This is a genomic window from Thalassospira sp. MCCC 1A02898 (assembly GCF_001618185.1).
In the GTDB taxonomy this organism is placed as follows: Bacteria; Pseudomonadota; Alphaproteobacteria; order Rhodospirillales; family Thalassospiraceae; genus Thalassospira; species Thalassospira tepidiphila.
In genome coordinates this window covers 212729-230702 of record NZ_LPXK01000014.1, presented here as the reverse complement: position 1 = coordinate 230702, position 17974 = coordinate 212729, and the positions used below count along the sequence as shown (strand labels likewise).

The window sequence follows — 17974 nt, the reverse complement described above, 5'->3', positions numbered from 1 at the left end:
ACACCCACTGACGCGGGGTGGAGCAGCCCGGTAGCTCGTCAGGCTCATAACCTGAAGGTCGCAGGTTCAAATCCTGCCCCCGCAACCAACATTAAATAAGCTCGCCCTCGTGGCGGGCTTTTTTAATGTTCGATTGTCGGGTGCATATGGATTGGAGCATCGCAAACAGGCCAATGCCTGTTTGCAGGTTCTTTGCGTAGGCCAAAGGTCGAAGCTGAGCGAGCAAAGCGAGCGCTAATCCTGCCCCCGCAATTCTCGCCTAATCCTCTTTCGCATTCATAAACATCGGCCCGCCCTTATGTCTCGGGAAGCCATAGCCATTGACCATGACAACATCGATGGCATCAGCATTGTTGGCGATTCCTTCTGACAGGATCTTGTCGCCCTCGCTGCGCATCGCACCAAGGATGACATCCATGATTTCCGCGTTGGTGAATTCGCGCCGCGTGATGCCCTTTTTTTCTGATTCCGCGATCACCAATGTATCGACTTCTGGGTCCGCATGGGCCTTGCCGTTTTCATCATAACGATACCAGCCAAGGCCGTTCTTTTTGCCAAAACGTCCCATCTCGCAAAGGTAATCACCCAGCGCGACATAACGTTCGGACGGATCGCGGAACGGGGCGAGGCGTTTGCGGGTGGCCCAGGAAATCTCAAGGCCCGCCATATCCTGCATGGCAAACAGGCCCATCGGGAAGCCGAATTCGACCATGGCGGCATCAATCTGATGGGGGAGTGCGCCATCTTCGAGCATGTATTCACAATGCTTGCGGTATGCCGACATGATCCGGTTGCCAATAAAGCCATCGCACACCCCGCACGGTACCGCAATCTTGCCAAGGGCGCGGGCAAACTCGAACGCGGTTGCGAGGCTTTTGGTGTCGGCCTTGTCGGTTCGGACAACCTCAAGCAGCTTCATGATATGGGCGGGCGAGAAGAAATGCAGGCCAATCACGCGCCGCGGATTGACGCAGCGGGCGGCAATTTCATTGATGTCGAGATAGGATGTGTTGGACGCAAGCACCGCATCGGCTTTGCAATGAAGGCTTAGTTTGCCAAAGACATCATGTTTGACAGCCATATCTTCAAACACGGCCTCGACCACCAGGTCGGCATCGGACAAGGCAGCGTAATCAATGCTGGTCGCAAGAGATGCCATCAGCGCATCAAATCGATCCTGATTGATCAGGCCGCGCTTGAGGCTGCCGGAAAGGTGTTTTTCAACCGTTGCACGGCCATTGTCACAGGCCGCTTCATCGCGTTCGATGATCGTGACATCAAAGCCCGCGAGCAGAGATGCGGTTGCAATACCAGCCCCCATGATGCCGCCGCCAATCACGCCGACCTCGCGGATCGGGTTGGCTTCGACACCCTTGAGTTCGGGCAGTTTGGCAACAGAGCGTTCGGCAAAGAAGATGTGGCGCAGCGCCTTTGACTGATCGCTGTCGCGCAGTTCGATGAATTTTTCGCGTTCAAAGGCAAGGCCTGCATCCGCGCCGTGTTCGATGCCGTTTCGGATGGCGGAGATGGCGGCAAGCGGGGCGACCTGACCACGGGCCTTCTTCTTCGTTGCGGCTGTTATGTCATCCCATTGCGCAGAGCTCGGCGTATCGATGGGATCCCTCGCAAGAAGCGATGCCGGTGTTTCACGATTGAGGATGGTCTTGGCAAAGTCGCGTGCGGCATCGCCCAAGGCACCGTGGGTAATCGCATCAATCAAGCCTATCTCGTTGGCCTTGGCAGCCGAAACCGGTTTGCCGCTGGTAATCATCGAGATGGCTTCGCTAACCGCGACAAGGCGCGGCAAGCGGACGGTGCCACCCGCCCCCGGGATCAGGCCGAGGTTGACTTCAGGCAGGCCGAGTTTGGCCGTGCTATCGGCAATGCGGTACTGACAGCCAAGGGCCACTTCCAGTCCACCACCAAGAGCGTGACCATGAATGGCGGCGATGACCGGTTTGGTTGCGGCCTCTATGCGTTTGATCACGTCTGGCAGGATCGGTGTCTTGGGCGGTTGGCCAAACTCGCTGACATCAGCACCGGCAATGAAGGTCTTGCCGTCGCAAATCAGGATCGCGGCGCGGATGTCATCATTGGCATCAATCTGATCGAGGGCATCGACGATCCCGCTGCGCACAGCGTGGCTGGTCGCGTTAATTGGCGGGTTGTTGACGGTGATAACCGCGATGGCGTTTTCAAGTGTCAGTGTAACGGTCGACATTTTATGCGTCCTCTGCACTGATAGGGGTAAGCAGACAGGCAACGAGATCGGAATCCGGGTCGGCGAGATCCGCAATCACATTGAAATGATGTTTGTCCGGGGCATGTACACTTCGCGTGCGAGCGCCAAGGCCGGTCCAGATATTGGCCAGCAGATCATTCTGGCGAACAAATTCGGGGCGTTCATCGGCCCCGACCCAGCATGTGATCGAACATGGCAAGGCGGGCTTCAGAAGGGCGGCACTTTCATGTTCGGCTTCTGCCGCGTCCAGTCCGAGGGTATCGTTCATAGAGGTCCGAAGCAGCGGGCGAAGATCATGAAGGCCGGAAATGGAAACCGTGTTTTCGATCCGTGCCAGAACGGAGGACGAAAGCGGCGACGTGTGACTAACCATGCGGCTGACCAGATGGCCGCCAGCCGAATGCCCTGTGATGTGGATCGGACCGGTAATCTGATCTGCGGCATGGGTGATCGCAGCCCCGATCTGGCGGGTAATGTCGGAAAGGCGCGCATCAGGGGCGAGTGTATAGCTTGGCATGCAGACAGCCCATCCCCTGGTCACGGCACCATTCGCCAGATGCGACCAACTGGATTTATCAAACGCCTTCCAGTAGCCACCATGCACGAACACGACCAGACCCTTTGGCGTGCCGGTTGGTAGGAAAAGATCATATTTTTCGCGGGGGGCGTTGCCATAGGCGATATCAAGCCGGGCGCGATTGTCGCCATTCAGCTCGTCGAGAAACTTTGCTGACTGGGTCGCCCAAAGTTCCGGATAGGTCGCGGCATCGGCAATGTAATCGCCATTGGCATAAGCATCATCCCAGTCGGTAATCATGGTCGGTTCCCTGAAATTTCGTGCAGCACCTGTCTGGTGCATTCTGGTTATGGATCAAATTCTAGGCAAATCCGTAGATATTTCAAACTTAAAATATTTGTGCTTGAAATAAAATAAAACGAGGCGTACCGTTTTATCAGTTTCCCGAAACAACCAAACAAATCAGGAAGGGAAAAGCTGGTGAGAGTAGCTTGTCTGGGTGGCGGTCCTGCGGGGCTTTATTTTGCAATCTCGATGAAATTGCGCGACCCCGCGCATGAGGTTGTTGTGATTGAACGCAACAAGCCTGATGACACATTTGGCTGGGGCGTGGTGCTGTCTGACGAGACGCTGGACAATCTGGCCGAGAATGACACCAAAAGTGCCGAGGCCATTCGCGCCAACTTTTCCTATTGGGATGACGTTGCGGTTCAGTATCGGGGCGAAAAGACAATTTCCACCGGTCACGGGTTCTGCGGCATCGGCCGCAAAAAGCTTCTGATCCTGTTGCAAGATCGGGCACGCGAACTTGGTGTTGAGCTTCGGTTTGAGACCGAGGCCGAAAGTGCCGCGCATTACGCCAAGGAATTTGATCTTGTCGTTGCCAGTGACGGCCTGAATTCCAGAACCCGCACGGAATTTGCCGAACATTTCCAGCCTGATATCGATACCCGCAAGTGCAAGTTTGTCTGGCTGGGTACGCATCAGAAATTCGATGACGCCTTTACCTTTATCTTTGAAGAAACCGACAAGGGTTGGGTCTGGGCGCACGCCTATCAGTTTGATGACGAAACCGCGACCTTCATTGTCGAATGCACTCAGGAAACCTGGGATGCCTATGGTTTTGGCGAGATGTCGAAGGAAGAGTCGATTGCGACCTGCGAGGATATCTTCAAGGATCATCTGGGCGGTCACAATCTGATCAGCAATGCGCACCATATTCGTGGTTCGGCCTGGCTGAGCTTCCCGCGGGTTTTGTGCAAAAGCTGGTCGCATGAAAACATCGTTTTGATGGGCGATGCAGCGGCGACAGCGCATTTTTCCATCGGGTCAGGAACCAAGCTTGCACTTGAAAGTGCGATTGCGCTGGCGAACTACCTGCATTCCGAAGGTGACCTTAAGTCCGCCTTTGGTAAATACGAGGACGAACGCCGTCTTGAGGTCCTGCGTCTGCAGTCAGCCGCGCGCAACTCGATGGAGTGGTTTGAGGAAATCGAACGCTATTTCGATTTTGATCCAACCCAGTTTACCTATTCGCTTCTGACCAGATCGCAGCGTATCAGTCACGAAAACCTGCGCCTGCGCGATGCCAAATGGCTTGAAGGTGCGGAAAAATGGTTCCAGACGCAGGCGGGTCTTCCGGAAAGTGCACCGGTTCGCCATCCGATGTTCGTACCTTATCAATTGCGCGACATGTCGCTTAAGAACCGCATCGTTGTCTCGCCGATGGCACAGTACAAGGCGGTTGATGGCTGCCCGACCGACTGGCACTTGGTGCATTACGCCGAGCGCGCAAAAGGCGGGGCAGGGTTGGTTTATACCGAGATGACCTGTGTCTCGCCGGAAGGTCGCATCACACCGGGCTGTCCGGGTGCCTATGATGCCAGCCACGAGAAGGCCTGGGCGCGGATTACGGATTTCATCCATGCCGAGACGGATGCCAAGGTCTGCATGCAGATCGGTCATTCCGGGCGGAAGGGCTCGACCCAGCTTGGCTGGGAAGAAATGGATGCACCATTAAAGGATGGCAACTGGCCGCTGATGTCGGCATCTGCCATCGCATGGTCGGACCGCAATGCGTTGCCAAAGGCCATGACGCGTGAAGACATGGACATGGTTCGTGATCAGTTTGTTGCATCTGCCAAAATGGCCGATCGCGCAGGCTTTGACATGATCGAGGTTCATGCCGCGCATGGTTATCTGCTTTCATCTTTCATCAGTCCGGTCAGCAATATCCGCGACGATGAATATGGTGGATCGCTTGAAAACCGGATGCGTTATCCGCTTGAAGTCATCAATGCCGTCCGTGCGGGATGGCCCAAGAACAAGCCGATGTCGGTCCGTATTTCGGCCAATGACTGGGTCGGTGAAGCGGGCATTACGCCCGAAGAAGCGGTCGAGATTGCCAAGATTCTTAAGGCCAATGACGTCGATATTTGTGACGTTTCGGCGGGGCAAACGACAACGGATGCCAAGCCGGTTTATGGCCGTATGTTCCAGACGCCGTTTTCCGACCGTATCCGCAATGAGGCCGGTATTCCGACCATGGCGGTTGGCAATATCTATGAGGCCGATCACGTCAATTCGATCCTGATGGCCGGGCGTGCTGACCTTGTTTGTCTGGCGCGACCGCATCTGGCCAATCCGTATTGGACGCTGCATCAGGCAGCCAACCTTGGCAACCGCACAGAAAACTGGCCGGCCCCGTATTATGCCGGGCGTGATCAGATGTGCCGTCTGGCCGAGCGGGCAGAAACCATGACCGGAAAGGTATAAGCACCGATGACCGATCTTGCCGTTCATAACGCATTGATCACCGGCGGCGGTTCCGGTGTCGGGGCCGTGATGGCCCGGATGCTGGCCGATGCCGGGGTGAAGGTTGTGGTATCCGGACGGCGATCAGATGTGCTGGCCGAAGTTGCCGAACATCAAAACATCACTGCCATCGTGGCGGACGTGACCGATGAAACATCAGTGCAAGATATGTTCACAACCATGGTCGATGTGGTCGGCACCCCCGATCTGGTGATCGCCAATGCCGGCATGGCCGAAAGTGCACCGATTGGCAAAACATCGGTCGATCTTTGGCAGCGGACCATGGATGTCAATCTGACCGGGACGTTTTTGACGTTCCGTGAAGGATTGGCCGCGATGGACAAGACCAAGCCGGGGCGGCTGATTTCAATCGCCTCGACCGCCGGGCTCAAGGGCTATGCCTATGTTACGGCTTATTGTGCGGCAAAACATGGTGTTGTGGGCATGGTCAAGGGAATGGCAGCCGAGCTTGCGACCAGCCCGATCACGATCAATGCGGTTTGCCCGGGCTTTATGGAAACGCCGATGTTGGCACAGTCGGTGGAAAACATCGTTGCCAAAACCGGCATGAGCAAGGACGCCGCGCGCGCAAGCCTTGCCAAAATCAATCCGCAAAACCGGTTTATTCAGCCTGAAGAGGTTGCTGAAACCGTCATGTGGCTTTGCAGCCGCAAGGCGGCATCGATAACGGGACAGACGATTTCCGTTTCGGGAGGAGAAGTATGAACATGAACAAATCCGAAGCACTTTCCGAACGGGCAGGAAATGAAACCTCTGATCTGTCGAAGGCACGTTTACGCGCCTGGCTGCAGATCCTTAAGGTGTCGCGCAAGATCGAAGGCGAGTTGCGCGAAAAGATGCGCCTTGAGTTCGGATCGACATTGCCGCGCTTTGACGTACTGGCCGCCCTTTATCGCGAACGCGATGGCATGCGCATGAGCGAGCTTTCAAAGTCGCTGATGGTATCAAACGGCAATGTCACCGGTATTGTTGATCGTCTGGTGGCAGAGGGATTGGTTGTTCGCATGCCGGTCGAAAATGATCGTCGGGCATCAATTGTGCGTCTGACCAAGGCCGGTGAAAAAGATTTCGCTGAACGTGCGCTGGTGCATGAAGGTTGGGTTTCGGATCTGTTTTCCGATTTGTCGTCTGGCGATGCCGATGCCCTGATCCGCATCCTGCGCAACATTTCCCATCATAACGAGGCGCCCCACCATGACTAAGATGGCAAACATCACGCCCAAACATTTCAACTGGCGCATGGAAGGCGACGTTGCGGTCATTTCGCTTGATCGCCCGGATCGCAAGAACCCGTTGACCTTTGAAAGCTATGCCGAGCTTCGCGATACGTTCCGCGATCTGGTCTATGCCGATGACGTCAAGGCGGTCGTGTTTGGCTCGAACGGGGGCAATTTCTGCTCTGGCGGGGATGTGCACGACATCATCGGCCCGCTGATCGACAAGGACATGAAGGGCCTTCTGGAATTCACCCGCATGACCGGTGATCTGGTCAAGGCGATCATTGGGTGTGGCAAGCCGATAATTGCCGCGGTCGACGGCGTTTGTGTCGGCGCCGGGGCGATCATTGCAATGGCATCTGATTTACGACTGGCGACGGCGGCATCGAAAACCGCCTTCCTGTTTACCCGGGTCGGGCTTGCCGGATGTGACATGGGGGCATGTGCCATCCTGCCGCGCATCATCGGACAGGGCCGCGCGGCAGAGCTTCTTTATACCGGCCGATCCATGTCGGCAGAGGAAGGCGAGCGTTGGGGATTCTATAACCGCCTTGTCGAGGCAGATGTTCTTGAAGCAGAAGCCATTGAACTGGCGACACGCATTTCCCAAGGCCCGAACTTCGGTCACATGATGACCAAAACCATGCTGGCCCAGGAATGGAATATGTCCATTGAGCAGGCGATTGAGGCCGAAGCACAGGCGCAGGCGATCTGCATGCAGACCGAGGATTTCAATCGCGCCTACAAGGCATTCGTTGCCAAGGAAAAACCGGTGTTCGAGGGCGACTGATGGCAGATAAGACCTATCTTGATTGGCCATTTTTCGAAAACCGCCATCGTGAACTGGCGGCAAAGCTTGATGATTGGGCTGCAAGCAACATCAAGGGCATCAATCACGAGGATGTCGATGCGGCCTGTCGCGATCTTGTCGCACGTCTGGCCAGTGGCGACTGGTTGCGTCATGCGGCGGTTGATCCGGATGATGCGGGATCAAAGCTTGATGTCAGATCGCTTTGCCTGATCCGCGAAACACTGGCGCGTTATGACGGGCTGGCTGATTTTTCATTTGCGATGCAAGGGTTGGGGAGTGGCGCAATCTCCTTGTTCGGAACAAACGACCAGAAAGATAACTGGTTGCCAAAAGTTCGTTCCGGCAAGGCGATTGCCGCCTTTGCACTGACCGAGCCGCAATCAGGTTCGGATGTTGCCAATATCGCGCTTGAGGCAAAGCGTGATGGCGATGACTTTGTCCTGAACGGTGAAAAAACCTGGATTTCAAACGGTGGCATTGCCGATTTCTATTGTGTCTTTGCCCGCACCGGTGAGGCCCCCGGGGCCAAGGGGCTTTCGGCTTTCATCGTTCCGGCAGGCATTCCGGGATTTGAAATCGCTGAGCGCCTTCACACCATCGCGCCGCATCCGTTGGCACGTTTGAAATTTACCGATTGCCGTATTCCGGCCTCCGCCCTGATGGGCAAGGGTGGGGATGGGTTCAAGATCGCGATGTCGGTTTTGGATGTTTTCCGGTCAACCGTTGCCGCAGCCGCCCTTGGCTTTGCCAGACGGGCACTTGATGAAACCATCACCCGCGTTCAGGAACGCGAACTGTTTGGTGCCCCGCTTTTTGATTTGCAGATGGTGCAGGGGCATGTCGCGGACATGGCACTTGATATCGATGCCTCCGCACTTCTGGTTTATCGCGCCGCCTGGCTTAAGGACAGTGGTGCTGCGCGGGTTAGTCGCGAAGCGGCGATGGCCAAACTTTATTCAACCGATCATGCACAAACCGTCATCGATAAGGCGGTGCAAATTCATGGTGGCGATGGTGTGCGCAGCGGGCACATCGTTGAATCGCTTTACCGGGAAATTCGCGCCCTTCGTATTTATGAAGGCGCATCCGACGTCCAGAAAATAATCATCGCACGGCAAACGCTGGCGTAATAATGGCTGTATCAGGGACTTCACAATGCTCGGACCAACCGCACATACCGATAGCTTCACACGGGATAAATTGCCCCCGTTTGCAGAATGGCCGGATATCAATCTGGATGGGTTTGATTATCCCGAATATCTGAATGCCGGGGTCGAACTGACCGACAAGATGGTCGAACAGGGATTTGGCGACAACACAGCCCTGATCGGCAATGGACGCCAGCGGACCTATAAGGAACTGGCAGACTGGACGAACCGGATCGCCCATGCACTTGCCGAGGATTACGGTGTTAAGCCAGGCAACCGCATCCTGATCCGTTCGGCCAACAACCCGGCGATGGTGGCCTGCTGGCTGGCCGCGACCAAGGCCGGGGCGGTTGTGGTCAATACCATGCCAATGCTCCGTGCCGGTGAACTGGGCCAGATTGTAGACAAGGCCGAGATCGAATTTGCCCTGTGCGACACGCGTCTGATGGATGAACTGGTGGCGTGCGCCAAGGACAGCAAGTTCCTTAAAAAGGTGATCGGCTTTGACGGTACGGCCAATCATGATGCAGAGCTTGATCGCATTGCGCTGACCAAATCGGTCAAATTCGAAGCGGTCAAGACCGGGCGCGATGATGTTGCTTTGTTGGGCTTTACATCTGGCACCACGGGCAGTCCGAAGGCGACCATGCATTTCCACCGTGATCTTCTGATCATTGCCGATGGCTATGCCAAGGAAGTGCTGAATGTCACCCCTGATGACGTGTTTGTCGGCTCCCCGCCGCTGGCCTTTACGTTTGGGCTTGGCGGGCTTGCGATCTTTCCGCTGCGGTTCGGGGCGACGGCGACCTTGCTTGAAAAGGCGTCCCCACCCAACATGATCGAAATCATCGAAACCTATAAGGCAACTGTTTGCTTTACCGCACCGACCGCATACCGGGTGATGTTATCAGCCATGGAAGATGGTGCTGATCTGTCATCACTGCGCGCCGCCGTGTCGGCCGGTGAAACCCTGCCAGCCCCGGTCTATGAAGCGTGGATGGCAAAAACCGGTAAGCCGATGCTTGATGGCATCGGTGCGACCGAGATGCTCCATATCTTTATTTCCAACCGATTTGGTGACAGCCACCCGGCCTGCACAGGTCGGCCGGTAACCGGATACGAAGCCAAGATTGTCGATGACAAAATGAACGAAGTGCCGGTTGGAACCGTCGGGCGCCTTGCGGTGCGTGGTCCCACGGGATGTCGTTATCTGGATGACGTGCGTCAGAGCGTCTATGTCCGCGACGGCTGGAACCTGACCGGGGATGCGTTCTTTGTTGATGAGGACGGTTACTATCATTTCGCTGCACGCAACGACGATATGATTGTGTCGTCGGGCTATAACATCGCCGGGCCAGAGGTCGAGGCGGCGTTGTTAGCACATGCATCGGTGGCGGAATGTGCGGTTGTTGGCGCACCCGATGAAGAACGCGGAACGATCGTTCAGGCGCATATTGTCCTGGCAGAAGGCTTCGATCCAACGCCCGAGATGGCCAAAGCGCTTCAGGATCATGTAAAAGCGACCATCGCGCCGTTTAAATATCCGCGCTCCGTCGTCTTTATCGAGGCGTTGCCAAAAACCGCGACTGGAAAAATCCAGCGCTTCAGACTGAAACAGGAACCGTCTGCATGACCGACTTTGCCGCCACCAAATCCCTGTTCCATATCCCGGAAGGTGTGATTTACCTTGATGGGAACTCGCTTGGCGTGCTGCCGAAAACGGCGGCCAACCGCGCCAAGGAGATGATCGAACAGGAATGGGGGGAAATGCTGATCCGTGGCTGGAACGATGCCAAATGGATGGAGCAACCCGAACGTGTCGGCAATCTTGTCGCACGTTTGATCGGGGCGGCACCCGGTACTGTGGTGATGGGTGATACCCTGTCGATCAAGGTTTATCAGGCCTTGGCAAGTGCGCTTGAAATGCGCCCGGATCGCAAGGTGATCGTTTCTGATAATGGAAACTTCCCGACCGATCTTTATATGGCAGATGGCCTGATCAAGTCGCTTGATCGTGGTCATGTGTTGAAAATACCGAACCCGGAAGACGTCGAAAGCCTGATCAACGAAGATCTGGCGGTGCTGATGCTGACCCAGGTGGATTACCGCACGGGCCGGATGCACGACATGAAACGCCTTACCGATCTGGCCCATGCTGCTGGTGCGTTGGTGATCTGGGATTTGGCGCATTCGGCCGGGGCTGTGCCGGTTGATCTGACGGGATGCAATGCCGATTTCGCTGTGGGCTGTACATACAAGTATCTGAATGGTGGTCCCGGTGCGCCGGCCTTTATCTATGTCCGCCCGGATCATGCAAAATCTGCCCGCCCCGCACTTTCGGGCTGGTTGGGGCACGCAGCACCCTTTGCCTTTGATCCCGATTACACCCCGGCAACGGATGTATCGCGCATGCGTGTCGGCACACCGCCGGTCATTCAGATGACCGTGCTGGAAGAAGCCATGAAGGCATGGGACGGCGTTGACATGGCCGATATCCGCAAACGCAGTATTGAGCTGTGTGAACAATTTATCGCCGGGGTCGAGGCAAATTGCCCGATGCTGGAACTGGCAAGTCCGCGCAATCCCGAAGAACGTGGATCGCAGGTGTCGTTCAGGTTTGATCAGGGCTACGCCGTCATGCAGGCCTTGATTGCGCGAGGTGTGATTGGTGATTTCCGCGCACCGGATGTGATCCGTTTTGGCTTCACCCCGCTTTATATCGACAAGGGTGATGTTGATGGTGCGGTGAAAATTTTGGCTGAAATCATGGAAACCCGCGCTTGGGACAAGCCGGAATTCCACAAACGCAACGCGGTGACCTGAGATGGCAAAGCAGACCTCGCCATATGATCCAAGCACGGAAGGTGCGCGCACGGATTTCTCCGATCAGATGTCCTATGGGGATTATCTGTCGCTTGATGCGATCCTGACGGCCCAGCATCCGCAGTCCGATGCCCATGATGAGATGCTTTTCATCATTCAGCACCAGACGTCCGAACTTTGGATGAAGCTTGCCATTCGCGAAATCAGTGCGGCCCGCAAGGCGATCCATGGTGGTGATCTGCGCCCGGCGTTCAAGATGCTGGCGCGTGTGTCGCGCATTTTCGAACAGCTGAACAACGCATGGGATGTCCTGCGCACCATGACGCCAAGCGACTATACGACGTTTCGCGATGCGCTTGGCCCGTCATCGGGGTTCCAGTCCTATCAGTATCGCCTGATCGAATTCATGCTGGGCAATCGCAACCATGCGATGTTGCGCCCGCATGCGCATCGCGAAGACATCACCGAAATGCTCAAGGCGGAGCTGGCAACACCAAGCCTTTATGACGAAGCCCTTTGCTTGCTGAATGCAGAGGACGGAATTGATGTGCCAGCACACGTTCTGAACCGTGATGTGTCGGCACCCTATTTGGCTGATGATGCGGTGATTGCCGCCTGGCAAAAGGTTTACAGCGATCCGGGGAAATACTGGTCGCTTTATGAATTGGCCGAAAAGCTGGTCGATTTCGAAGACTATTTCCGGCGATGGCGCTTTAACCATGTCACGACGGTCGAACGCGTGATCGGGTTCAAGCGTGGCACTGGCGGCACGGGAGGCGTCAGTTACCTGAAGAAAATGTTGGAAGTAGAACTGTTTCCGGAACTCTGGCGGGTACGAACCGCGCTTTGAGGATGGACGGACCGGATGCAAATACTGCAAAATCAGGGGCAGGCATCAGGTTCACTAAAACCGTGACGCATAAAGACATAAATGTCGCGGGATCAACGTGTTGCTAAATGAAAAATTGTATAAACACGGAGGCTTAAATGAAGGGTATTAAGACAACCATCGCAGCAGCTGCTGCTTTGCTTGCAGCCGGAGCTGCGCAGGCAGAGCCGGTCAAGGTGGGTATGATCACCACACTTTCTGGCGGTGGTGCAGGGCTTGGTATTGATGCACGTGACGGCTTCATGCTTGCTGTCAAACAGGCAAACAATCCCGATCTTGAAGTCGTTATCGAAGACGATCAGCGCAAACCTGATATCGCGGTTCAGCTGGCCGATAAAATGATCCAGCAGGACAAGGTTGATGTTCTGACCGGTATCATCTGGTCGAACCTTGCGATGGCGGTTGTGCCGTCTGCTGTGGCTCAGGACAAAATCTACATGTCGGTTAACGCGGCACCGTCGCAGTTGGCAGGCAAGGGCTGCAACAAGAACTATTTCAGCGTTTCCTATCAGAACGACAACCTGCATGAAGCCGCTGGTGGCTATGCGTCGAGTGCGGGTTATGAAAAGGCTTTCATTCTTGCCCCGAACTATCCGGCGGGTAAAGATTCACTGACCGGCTTCAAGCGCTTCTTCTTTGGCGATATCACCAACGAAGTTTACACCAAGCTTGGCCAAACCGACTACGCAGCTGAAATTGCACAAATTCGTGCATCAGATGCGGATCATGTATTCTTCTTCCTGCCAGGCGGCATGGGTATCGCGTTCATGAAGCAGTATGCCCAGTCTGGCGTTGACAAGCCGCTGATTGGTCCGGCCTTCTCGATGGATCAGGGCATTCTCGGTGCCGTTGGTGACGCAGCACTTGGTGTGAAAAACACTTCGAACTGGTCGAAAGACATCGACAACCCGACCAACGCCGCCTTCGTTGAAACCTTCCAGGCCGAATACGGTCGTCTGCCGTCGCTCTATGCATCGTTTGGCTTCGATACCGCCAATCTGCTGTTGTCGGCGATGGATAAGGCAAGCATTTCCGACAAGGATGCTTTCCGTGAAGCCCTGCGTGCGGCTGATTTCAATTCCGTGCGCGGCAAGTTCACTTTCGGTCCGAACCAGCATCCGATCCAGGATCTGTATGTCCGTGAAGTCGTCAAAGAAGGCGACGTGCTGACCAACAAGATCATTGGTACGGCGCTGACGGATCACTCTGACGCCTATGCGTCGGAATGCTCGATGTAATAAAGAGCTGACAAGAGGCCGGGGGCCGGTTTCGATTTTGTAATCGGCCCCCGACCACCTTGTGACGGAGTTTCCAATAATGTTTTCTCTTTTTCTGGAGCAGCTGTTAAACGGCCTTCAGTCCGGGGTGATGCTGTTTTTGATGGCATCGGGGCTGACGCTGGTTTTCGGTGTGATGGGGCTGATTAACCTTGCCCATGGCTCCCTTTATATGATCGGTGCGTTTGCCTGTGCGGCTGTGGCTGCATGGACCGGGTCTTTCTGGCTGGGGCTTGTCGCCAGTCTGATGGCGGCTGCCATTGCCGGTGCGCTGGTCGAAATGTTGATTATCCGCCGTCTTTATAACCGTGATCACCTTGATCAAGTTCTGGCGACTTTTGCGCTTATTTTGATTTTTTCCGAAGGCACACGCTGGATTTTCGGATCCTTCCCGCTGTTTTTAAGCGTGCCTGATTTCCTGACCGGCACTGTTATCTTGCCGGGCGGATCGCAATATCCGCTTTTCCGTTTGGCTATCATTGTCGCCGGGCTTGCTGTTGCGGTCGGTTTGTTCCTGTTGATCGGCAAAACCCGTCTTGGCATCCGCATCCGCGCGGGCGAGGCCGACCGTGGCATGATCGCGGCCCTTGGTGTCGATATTGATCGCCTTTATACCATCGTCTTTGCCCTTGGCGCTGCGTTGGCCGGGCTGGCCGGTGCCTTTGTCGGCACGACCCAGTCGGTTCAGGTTGGCATGGGCGAACCGGTTCTTATTCTGGCCTTTGTCGTGATCGTCATTGGCGGCATCGGCTCCATAAAAGGCGCGTTGGTCGGCTCCTTGCTGGTTGGGTTTACCGACACGATGGGGCGTTTCCTGTTGCCGCATGCTTTTGCGACCTTCCTTGATCCGTCAAGTGCCACGGCGATTGGCTCGGCACTGGCATCCATGTTGATTTATATCGTGATGGCGCTGGTCCTGTTCCTGCGGCCAAGCGGTCTGTTCGGGGCGACTTCCTGATGACCATGAACCGCGAGTTTCTGATTAATTCCATCCTTGCGATTGCGCTCATCGCCGTTCCGCTGATCGCACTTGGCATGGATGAACCATTCATCATCACCCTTGCCACCAAGGTTGCGATCTTTGCCATGGCGGGTGTCGGGCTTAACCTCGTGCTAGGCTATGGCGGGCTTGTGTCCTTCGGGCATGCGGCGTTCTTTGGCATCGGCGGTTACGCAGCCGGTATCCTTGCCAGTCATGCGCTGAACTATGAACCGATCATGGAAAGCCCGTTCCTGATCGAAGGGACGACCCAGATGATCGTAATCTGGATTGTTGCACTTGTGGTCTCGGCACTTGTTGCGCTCGTGATCGGTGCGATCACGCTGCGCACCAGCGGGGTCTATTTCATCATGATCACGCTGGCCTTCGCGCAGATGATCTATTACTTCGCGATCTCCTGGCCGGCTTATGGTGGGGAAGATGGGTTGTCGATCTATGTGCGTAATGGCTTTCCGGGGATCAACACCCTTGATCCGATCAGCTTCTTTGCCCTTTGTGCCGCGATGCTGGCGATTGCGATGGTGTTCTCGGCCGTTCTGATCCGATCACGTTTCGGTCTTGCCCTTCAGGGGGCGCGTCAGAACCCGCAACGTATGACGGCGGTTGGCATTGCGCCGTTTCGCATTCGTCTGGTGGCGTTTGTGATTTCGGCGATGATCACCGCCCTTGCCGGCGCGCTTTATGCTGATCTCAACCGTTTTGTCAGCCCGACAATGCTGTCCTGGCATATGTCAGGTGAAATCATGGTGTTTGTCATTCTGGGCGGGGTCGGGCGTTTGTTTGGCCCGCTTGCCGGTGCGGCCCTTTACATCATTCTGGAACACCTTCTGGGCGGTGTTTGGGAATTCTGGCAATTGCCGTTGGGTGTCCTGCTGCTTCTGGTCGTGCTGTTTGCGCGCGGTGGACTTGTCGGTGTTCTGGCGGGGGAGCGTAAACATGTCTAATGCCATTCTTTCGCTTTCCGATGTCACCAAGCAGTTCGGGTCCCTTCTTGCCAGTGACAGTGTCACGCTTGATCTGCGGCCGGGCGAAATTCACGCCCTGATCGGTCCGAACGGGGCGGGCAAATCCACCCTGATCAAACAGATCGCGGGCGAGATCAAATCTGACCGCGGCGATATCCATTTCAACGGTCAGAACATCAACGGGCTTGATGCTGTGGCGCGATCCCGCATGGGGCTGGCCCGAACGTTTCAGGTGTCCTCTTTGATGCCGGAATTCTCCGTCCTGCAAAACGTCATGCTGGCGCGCCAGTCGGTCAGCGGCAAAGTGTTCCGGTTCTTTAAGCCGGTGCTGGGTGACAAGTCGCTGGTCGAACCGGCCATGGCACAGCTTGAACGGGTTGGCTTGGCAGATCGTGCGCAGATGCGTGCAGCTGATATCTCGCACGGGGAACGTCGCCAGCTTGAAATGGCGGTCGCCCTTGCCCTGGAACCCAAGGCGTTTCTGTTGGATGAACCGATGGCCGGGATGGGGCCGGAGGGTTCCAAACGTTTGACCGGGTTCCTTGATGGTTTGCGCGGACAGGCACCAATCCTTCTGGTCGAACATGACATGGATGCGGTCTTTGCGCTCGCAGACCGGATTTCGGTTCTGGTCTATGGCCGGATCATTGCCACCGGCACGGTGGACGAAATCCGCGGCAATGATGATGTCAAACGTGCCTATCTCGGGGAGGAAGCCTGATATGACTGCACTTCTCGAACTTAGTGGCGTCACCGCGTTTTATGGCGCATCGCAGGCCCTGTTTGGCATTGATTTGTCCCTGAACGAAGGCGAGGCCGTCGCCCTTATGGGCCGTAACGGCATGGGCAAAACCACTACGATCAAAACCATCTGTCGCATGATGGAACATCGTGATGGTTCCATCCGCTTTGCCGGACAGGATCTGGCAAAGATGCCGTCGCACAAGGCGGCCCGCCTTGGTCTTGGTCTGGTGCCCGAAGGACGCCGCTGCTTTGCTCAGCTTAGCGTGACGGAAAACCTGATTGCTGCCGCCCGTCCGGGCGAATGGGATTTTGATCGTGTGGCGGGACTATTCCCGCGTCTTGCCGAACGCCGTGATCAAAAGGCCATGACCCTCTCGGGCGGTGAACAACAGATGCTGGCGATCGGCCGGGCGCTGATGACCAATCCGCGTTTGCTGCTCCTTGATGAAGCAACCGAGGGACTGGCACCCGTCGTGCGTCAGGAAATCTGGGCGGCAATCAATCAGCTTAAACAATCGGGTCTGACGATCCTTGTGGTCGATAAATCGCTTAAGGAGCTTTCGGGTGTCGCGGATCGCTATGTGATTGTCGAAAAGGGCATCACGGCCTGGAGTGGGGCGGTGAACGAACTGACCGACGATCTGGCTGACCGGTATCTGGGGGTCTGATATGGCGGCATTCACCTATACGCAGAAAGTCATGTTTCAACATTGCGATCCGGCGGGGATTGTTTTCTATCCCCGCTATTTCGAGATGGTGAATGCCACGGTCGAGGAATGGTTTGATCAGGTCATCGGGTTCGGGTTCCCGACCATGCATGGCCCGATGAAGGTTGCCGTTCCGACAGCGGCACTCAGTGTCGCCTTTACCGCGCCAAGCAAACTTGGCGATGTTTTGGAATTCTGTCTGATCCCGACCCGGATCGGACGTTCCAGTTTAGAGCTGGAAATCACCGCACGATCAGGTGCCGAGCAACGCCTGAAAACAACGGTTACCCTGGTCTTTACTAAACACGGGGCCGGAAAGTCAGTGGCATGGCCAGATGATTTGCGTGCCAAAATCGAAAAAGAAATCAATCAAGTGGTAGAAAACAATGCATAAAATCATTCAGCCTGACGGATGGAAACAGCCCAAGGGATATGCCAACGGCGTCTTGGCCGATGGTGCCCGACTTTACATCGGTGGCCAGATTGGCTGGAACGAAGATCAGGTCTTTGTTGCCAAGGATTTTGTCGGCCAGATGGAACAGGCGCTTAAAAACATTGTCGCCGTTCTTGAAGCCGCTGGCGGCAAACCCGAACACATTGCCCGCCTGACCTGGTATGTCACGGATAAAAAGGAATATCTCGCCCATCAGCGCGAAGTCGGTCAGGCCTATCAGCGCGTTCTTGGCAAGCATTTCCCGGCGATGACCATGGTTGTGGTCAAGGAACTTGTCGAAGACGAAGCACTGGTCGAGATCGAGGCAACCGCCGCCATTCCGTCCTGATCAGGCATCGGGACATG

17 protein-coding genes and 1 tRNA gene are annotated in these 17974 nt (G+C 55.6%); 16 read left to right on the top strand and 2 right to left on the bottom strand.

From position 1 onward, the window contains the following. Positions 1-11 precede the first annotated feature (11 nt). A tRNA-Met gene (locus tag AUQ41_RS20475) sits at positions 12-88 on the top strand. A 171-nt stretch (positions 89-259) separates the two neighbouring features. On the opposite strand, the gene AUQ41_RS20470 is transcribed toward AUQ41_RS20475, so the two are convergent. Beyond that, on the bottom strand, positions 260-2221 hold the full coding sequence (locus AUQ41_RS20470) for a 3-hydroxyacyl-CoA dehydrogenase NAD-binding domain-containing protein (protein ID WP_063090439.1): 1962 nt from the start codon (positions 2219-2221) through the stop codon (positions 260-262). A gap of 1 nt (position 2222) precedes the next feature. Further along, positions 2223-3059 (bottom strand): alpha/beta hydrolase, encoded by an 837-nt coding sequence (locus tag AUQ41_RS20465; protein ID WP_063090437.1) that lies wholly within the window; start codon positions 3057-3059, stop codon positions 2223-2225. 180 nt (positions 3060-3239) lie between these two features. On the opposite strand from AUQ41_RS20465, the gene AUQ41_RS20460 reads away from it, so the two are divergent. From AUQ41_RS20460 to AUQ41_RS20390, 15 genes are all read left to right on the top strand, one after another. Then, positions 3240-5534: a bifunctional salicylyl-CoA 5-hydroxylase/oxidoreductase gene (locus AUQ41_RS20460; RefSeq protein ID WP_063090436.1), complete on the top strand. Its 2295-nt coding sequence runs from the start codon at positions 3240-3242 to the stop codon at positions 5532-5534. 6 nt (positions 5535-5540) lie between these two features. Next, positions 5541-6299 carry an SDR family NAD(P)-dependent oxidoreductase gene (locus AUQ41_RS20455; RefSeq protein WP_063090434.1) on the top strand — a complete coding sequence of 253 codons (759 nt, stop codon included), beginning with the start codon at positions 5541-5543 and terminating at the stop codon, positions 6297-6299. Next, positions 6296-6796, top strand: coding sequence for a MarR family winged helix-turn-helix transcriptional regulator (locus AUQ41_RS20450; protein WP_008891965.1), 501 nt, complete (start codon positions 6296-6298; stop codon positions 6794-6796). The genes AUQ41_RS20455 and AUQ41_RS20450 overlap by 4 nt, the downstream gene beginning before the upstream one ends. Then, positions 6789-7601 (top strand): enoyl-CoA hydratase family protein, encoded by an 813-nt coding sequence (locus AUQ41_RS20445; protein ID WP_063090432.1) that lies wholly within the window; start codon positions 6789-6791, stop codon positions 7599-7601. The genes AUQ41_RS20450 and AUQ41_RS20445 overlap by 8 nt, the downstream gene beginning before the upstream one ends. Further along, positions 7601-8752, top strand: a complete 1152-nt coding sequence (locus AUQ41_RS20440) for an acyl-CoA dehydrogenase family protein (protein ID WP_063090430.1) — start codon at positions 7601-7603, stop codon at positions 8750-8752. Before AUQ41_RS20445 ends, AUQ41_RS20440 begins: the two co-directional genes overlap by 1 nt. Positions 8753-8777: 25 nt before the next feature. Continuing rightward, a complete protein-coding gene (locus AUQ41_RS20435) occupies positions 8778-10403 on the top strand; it encodes an AMP-binding protein (protein ID WP_008891968.1) in 1626 nt (541 codons plus the stop codon). Further along, positions 10400-11593 carry a kynureninase gene (gene kynU / locus AUQ41_RS20430; protein WP_063090428.1) on the top strand — a complete coding sequence of 398 codons (1194 nt, stop codon included), beginning with the start codon at positions 10400-10402 and terminating at the stop codon, positions 11591-11593. Before AUQ41_RS20435 ends, kynU begins: the two co-directional genes overlap by 4 nt. Position 11594: 1 nt before the next feature. Beyond that, positions 11595-12443: a tryptophan 2,3-dioxygenase gene (gene kynA, locus AUQ41_RS20425; RefSeq protein ID WP_063090426.1), complete on the top strand. Its 849-nt coding sequence runs from the start codon at positions 11595-11597 to the stop codon at positions 12441-12443. Between the two features lie 137 nt (positions 12444-12580). Further along, positions 12581-13720, top strand: a complete 1140-nt coding sequence (locus AUQ41_RS20420; RefSeq protein WP_008891971.1) for an ABC transporter substrate-binding protein — start codon at positions 12581-12583, stop codon at positions 13718-13720. 79 nt (positions 13721-13799) lie between these two features. Further along, entirely contained in the window at positions 13800-14717 is a 918-nt protein-coding gene (locus AUQ41_RS20415) for a branched-chain amino acid ABC transporter permease (protein WP_008891972.1), read from the top strand. Further along, positions 14717-15703, top strand: a complete 987-nt coding sequence (locus AUQ41_RS20410) for a branched-chain amino acid ABC transporter permease (RefSeq protein ID WP_063090424.1) — start codon at positions 14717-14719, stop codon at positions 15701-15703. The genes AUQ41_RS20415 and AUQ41_RS20410 overlap by 1 nt, the downstream gene beginning before the upstream one ends. Then, on the top strand, positions 15696-16445 hold the full coding sequence (locus AUQ41_RS20405) for an ABC transporter ATP-binding protein (RefSeq protein ID WP_063090423.1): 750 nt from the start codon (positions 15696-15698) through the stop codon (positions 16443-16445). The genes AUQ41_RS20410 and AUQ41_RS20405 overlap by 8 nt, the downstream gene beginning before the upstream one ends. Position 16446: 1 nt before the next feature. Then, positions 16447-17136, top strand: coding sequence for an ABC transporter ATP-binding protein (locus tag AUQ41_RS20400; RefSeq protein ID WP_063090421.1), 690 nt, complete (start codon positions 16447-16449; stop codon positions 17134-17136). A 1-nt stretch (position 17137) separates the two neighbouring features. Then, positions 17138-17569 (top strand): thioesterase family protein, encoded by a 432-nt coding sequence (locus AUQ41_RS20395; protein WP_008891976.1) that lies wholly within the window; start codon positions 17138-17140, stop codon positions 17567-17569. Next, positions 17562-17957, top strand: a complete 396-nt coding sequence (locus tag AUQ41_RS20390; RefSeq protein WP_063090420.1) for a RidA family protein — start codon at positions 17562-17564, stop codon at positions 17955-17957. Before AUQ41_RS20395 ends, AUQ41_RS20390 begins: the two co-directional genes overlap by 8 nt. Positions 17958-17974 lie beyond the last annotated feature (17 nt).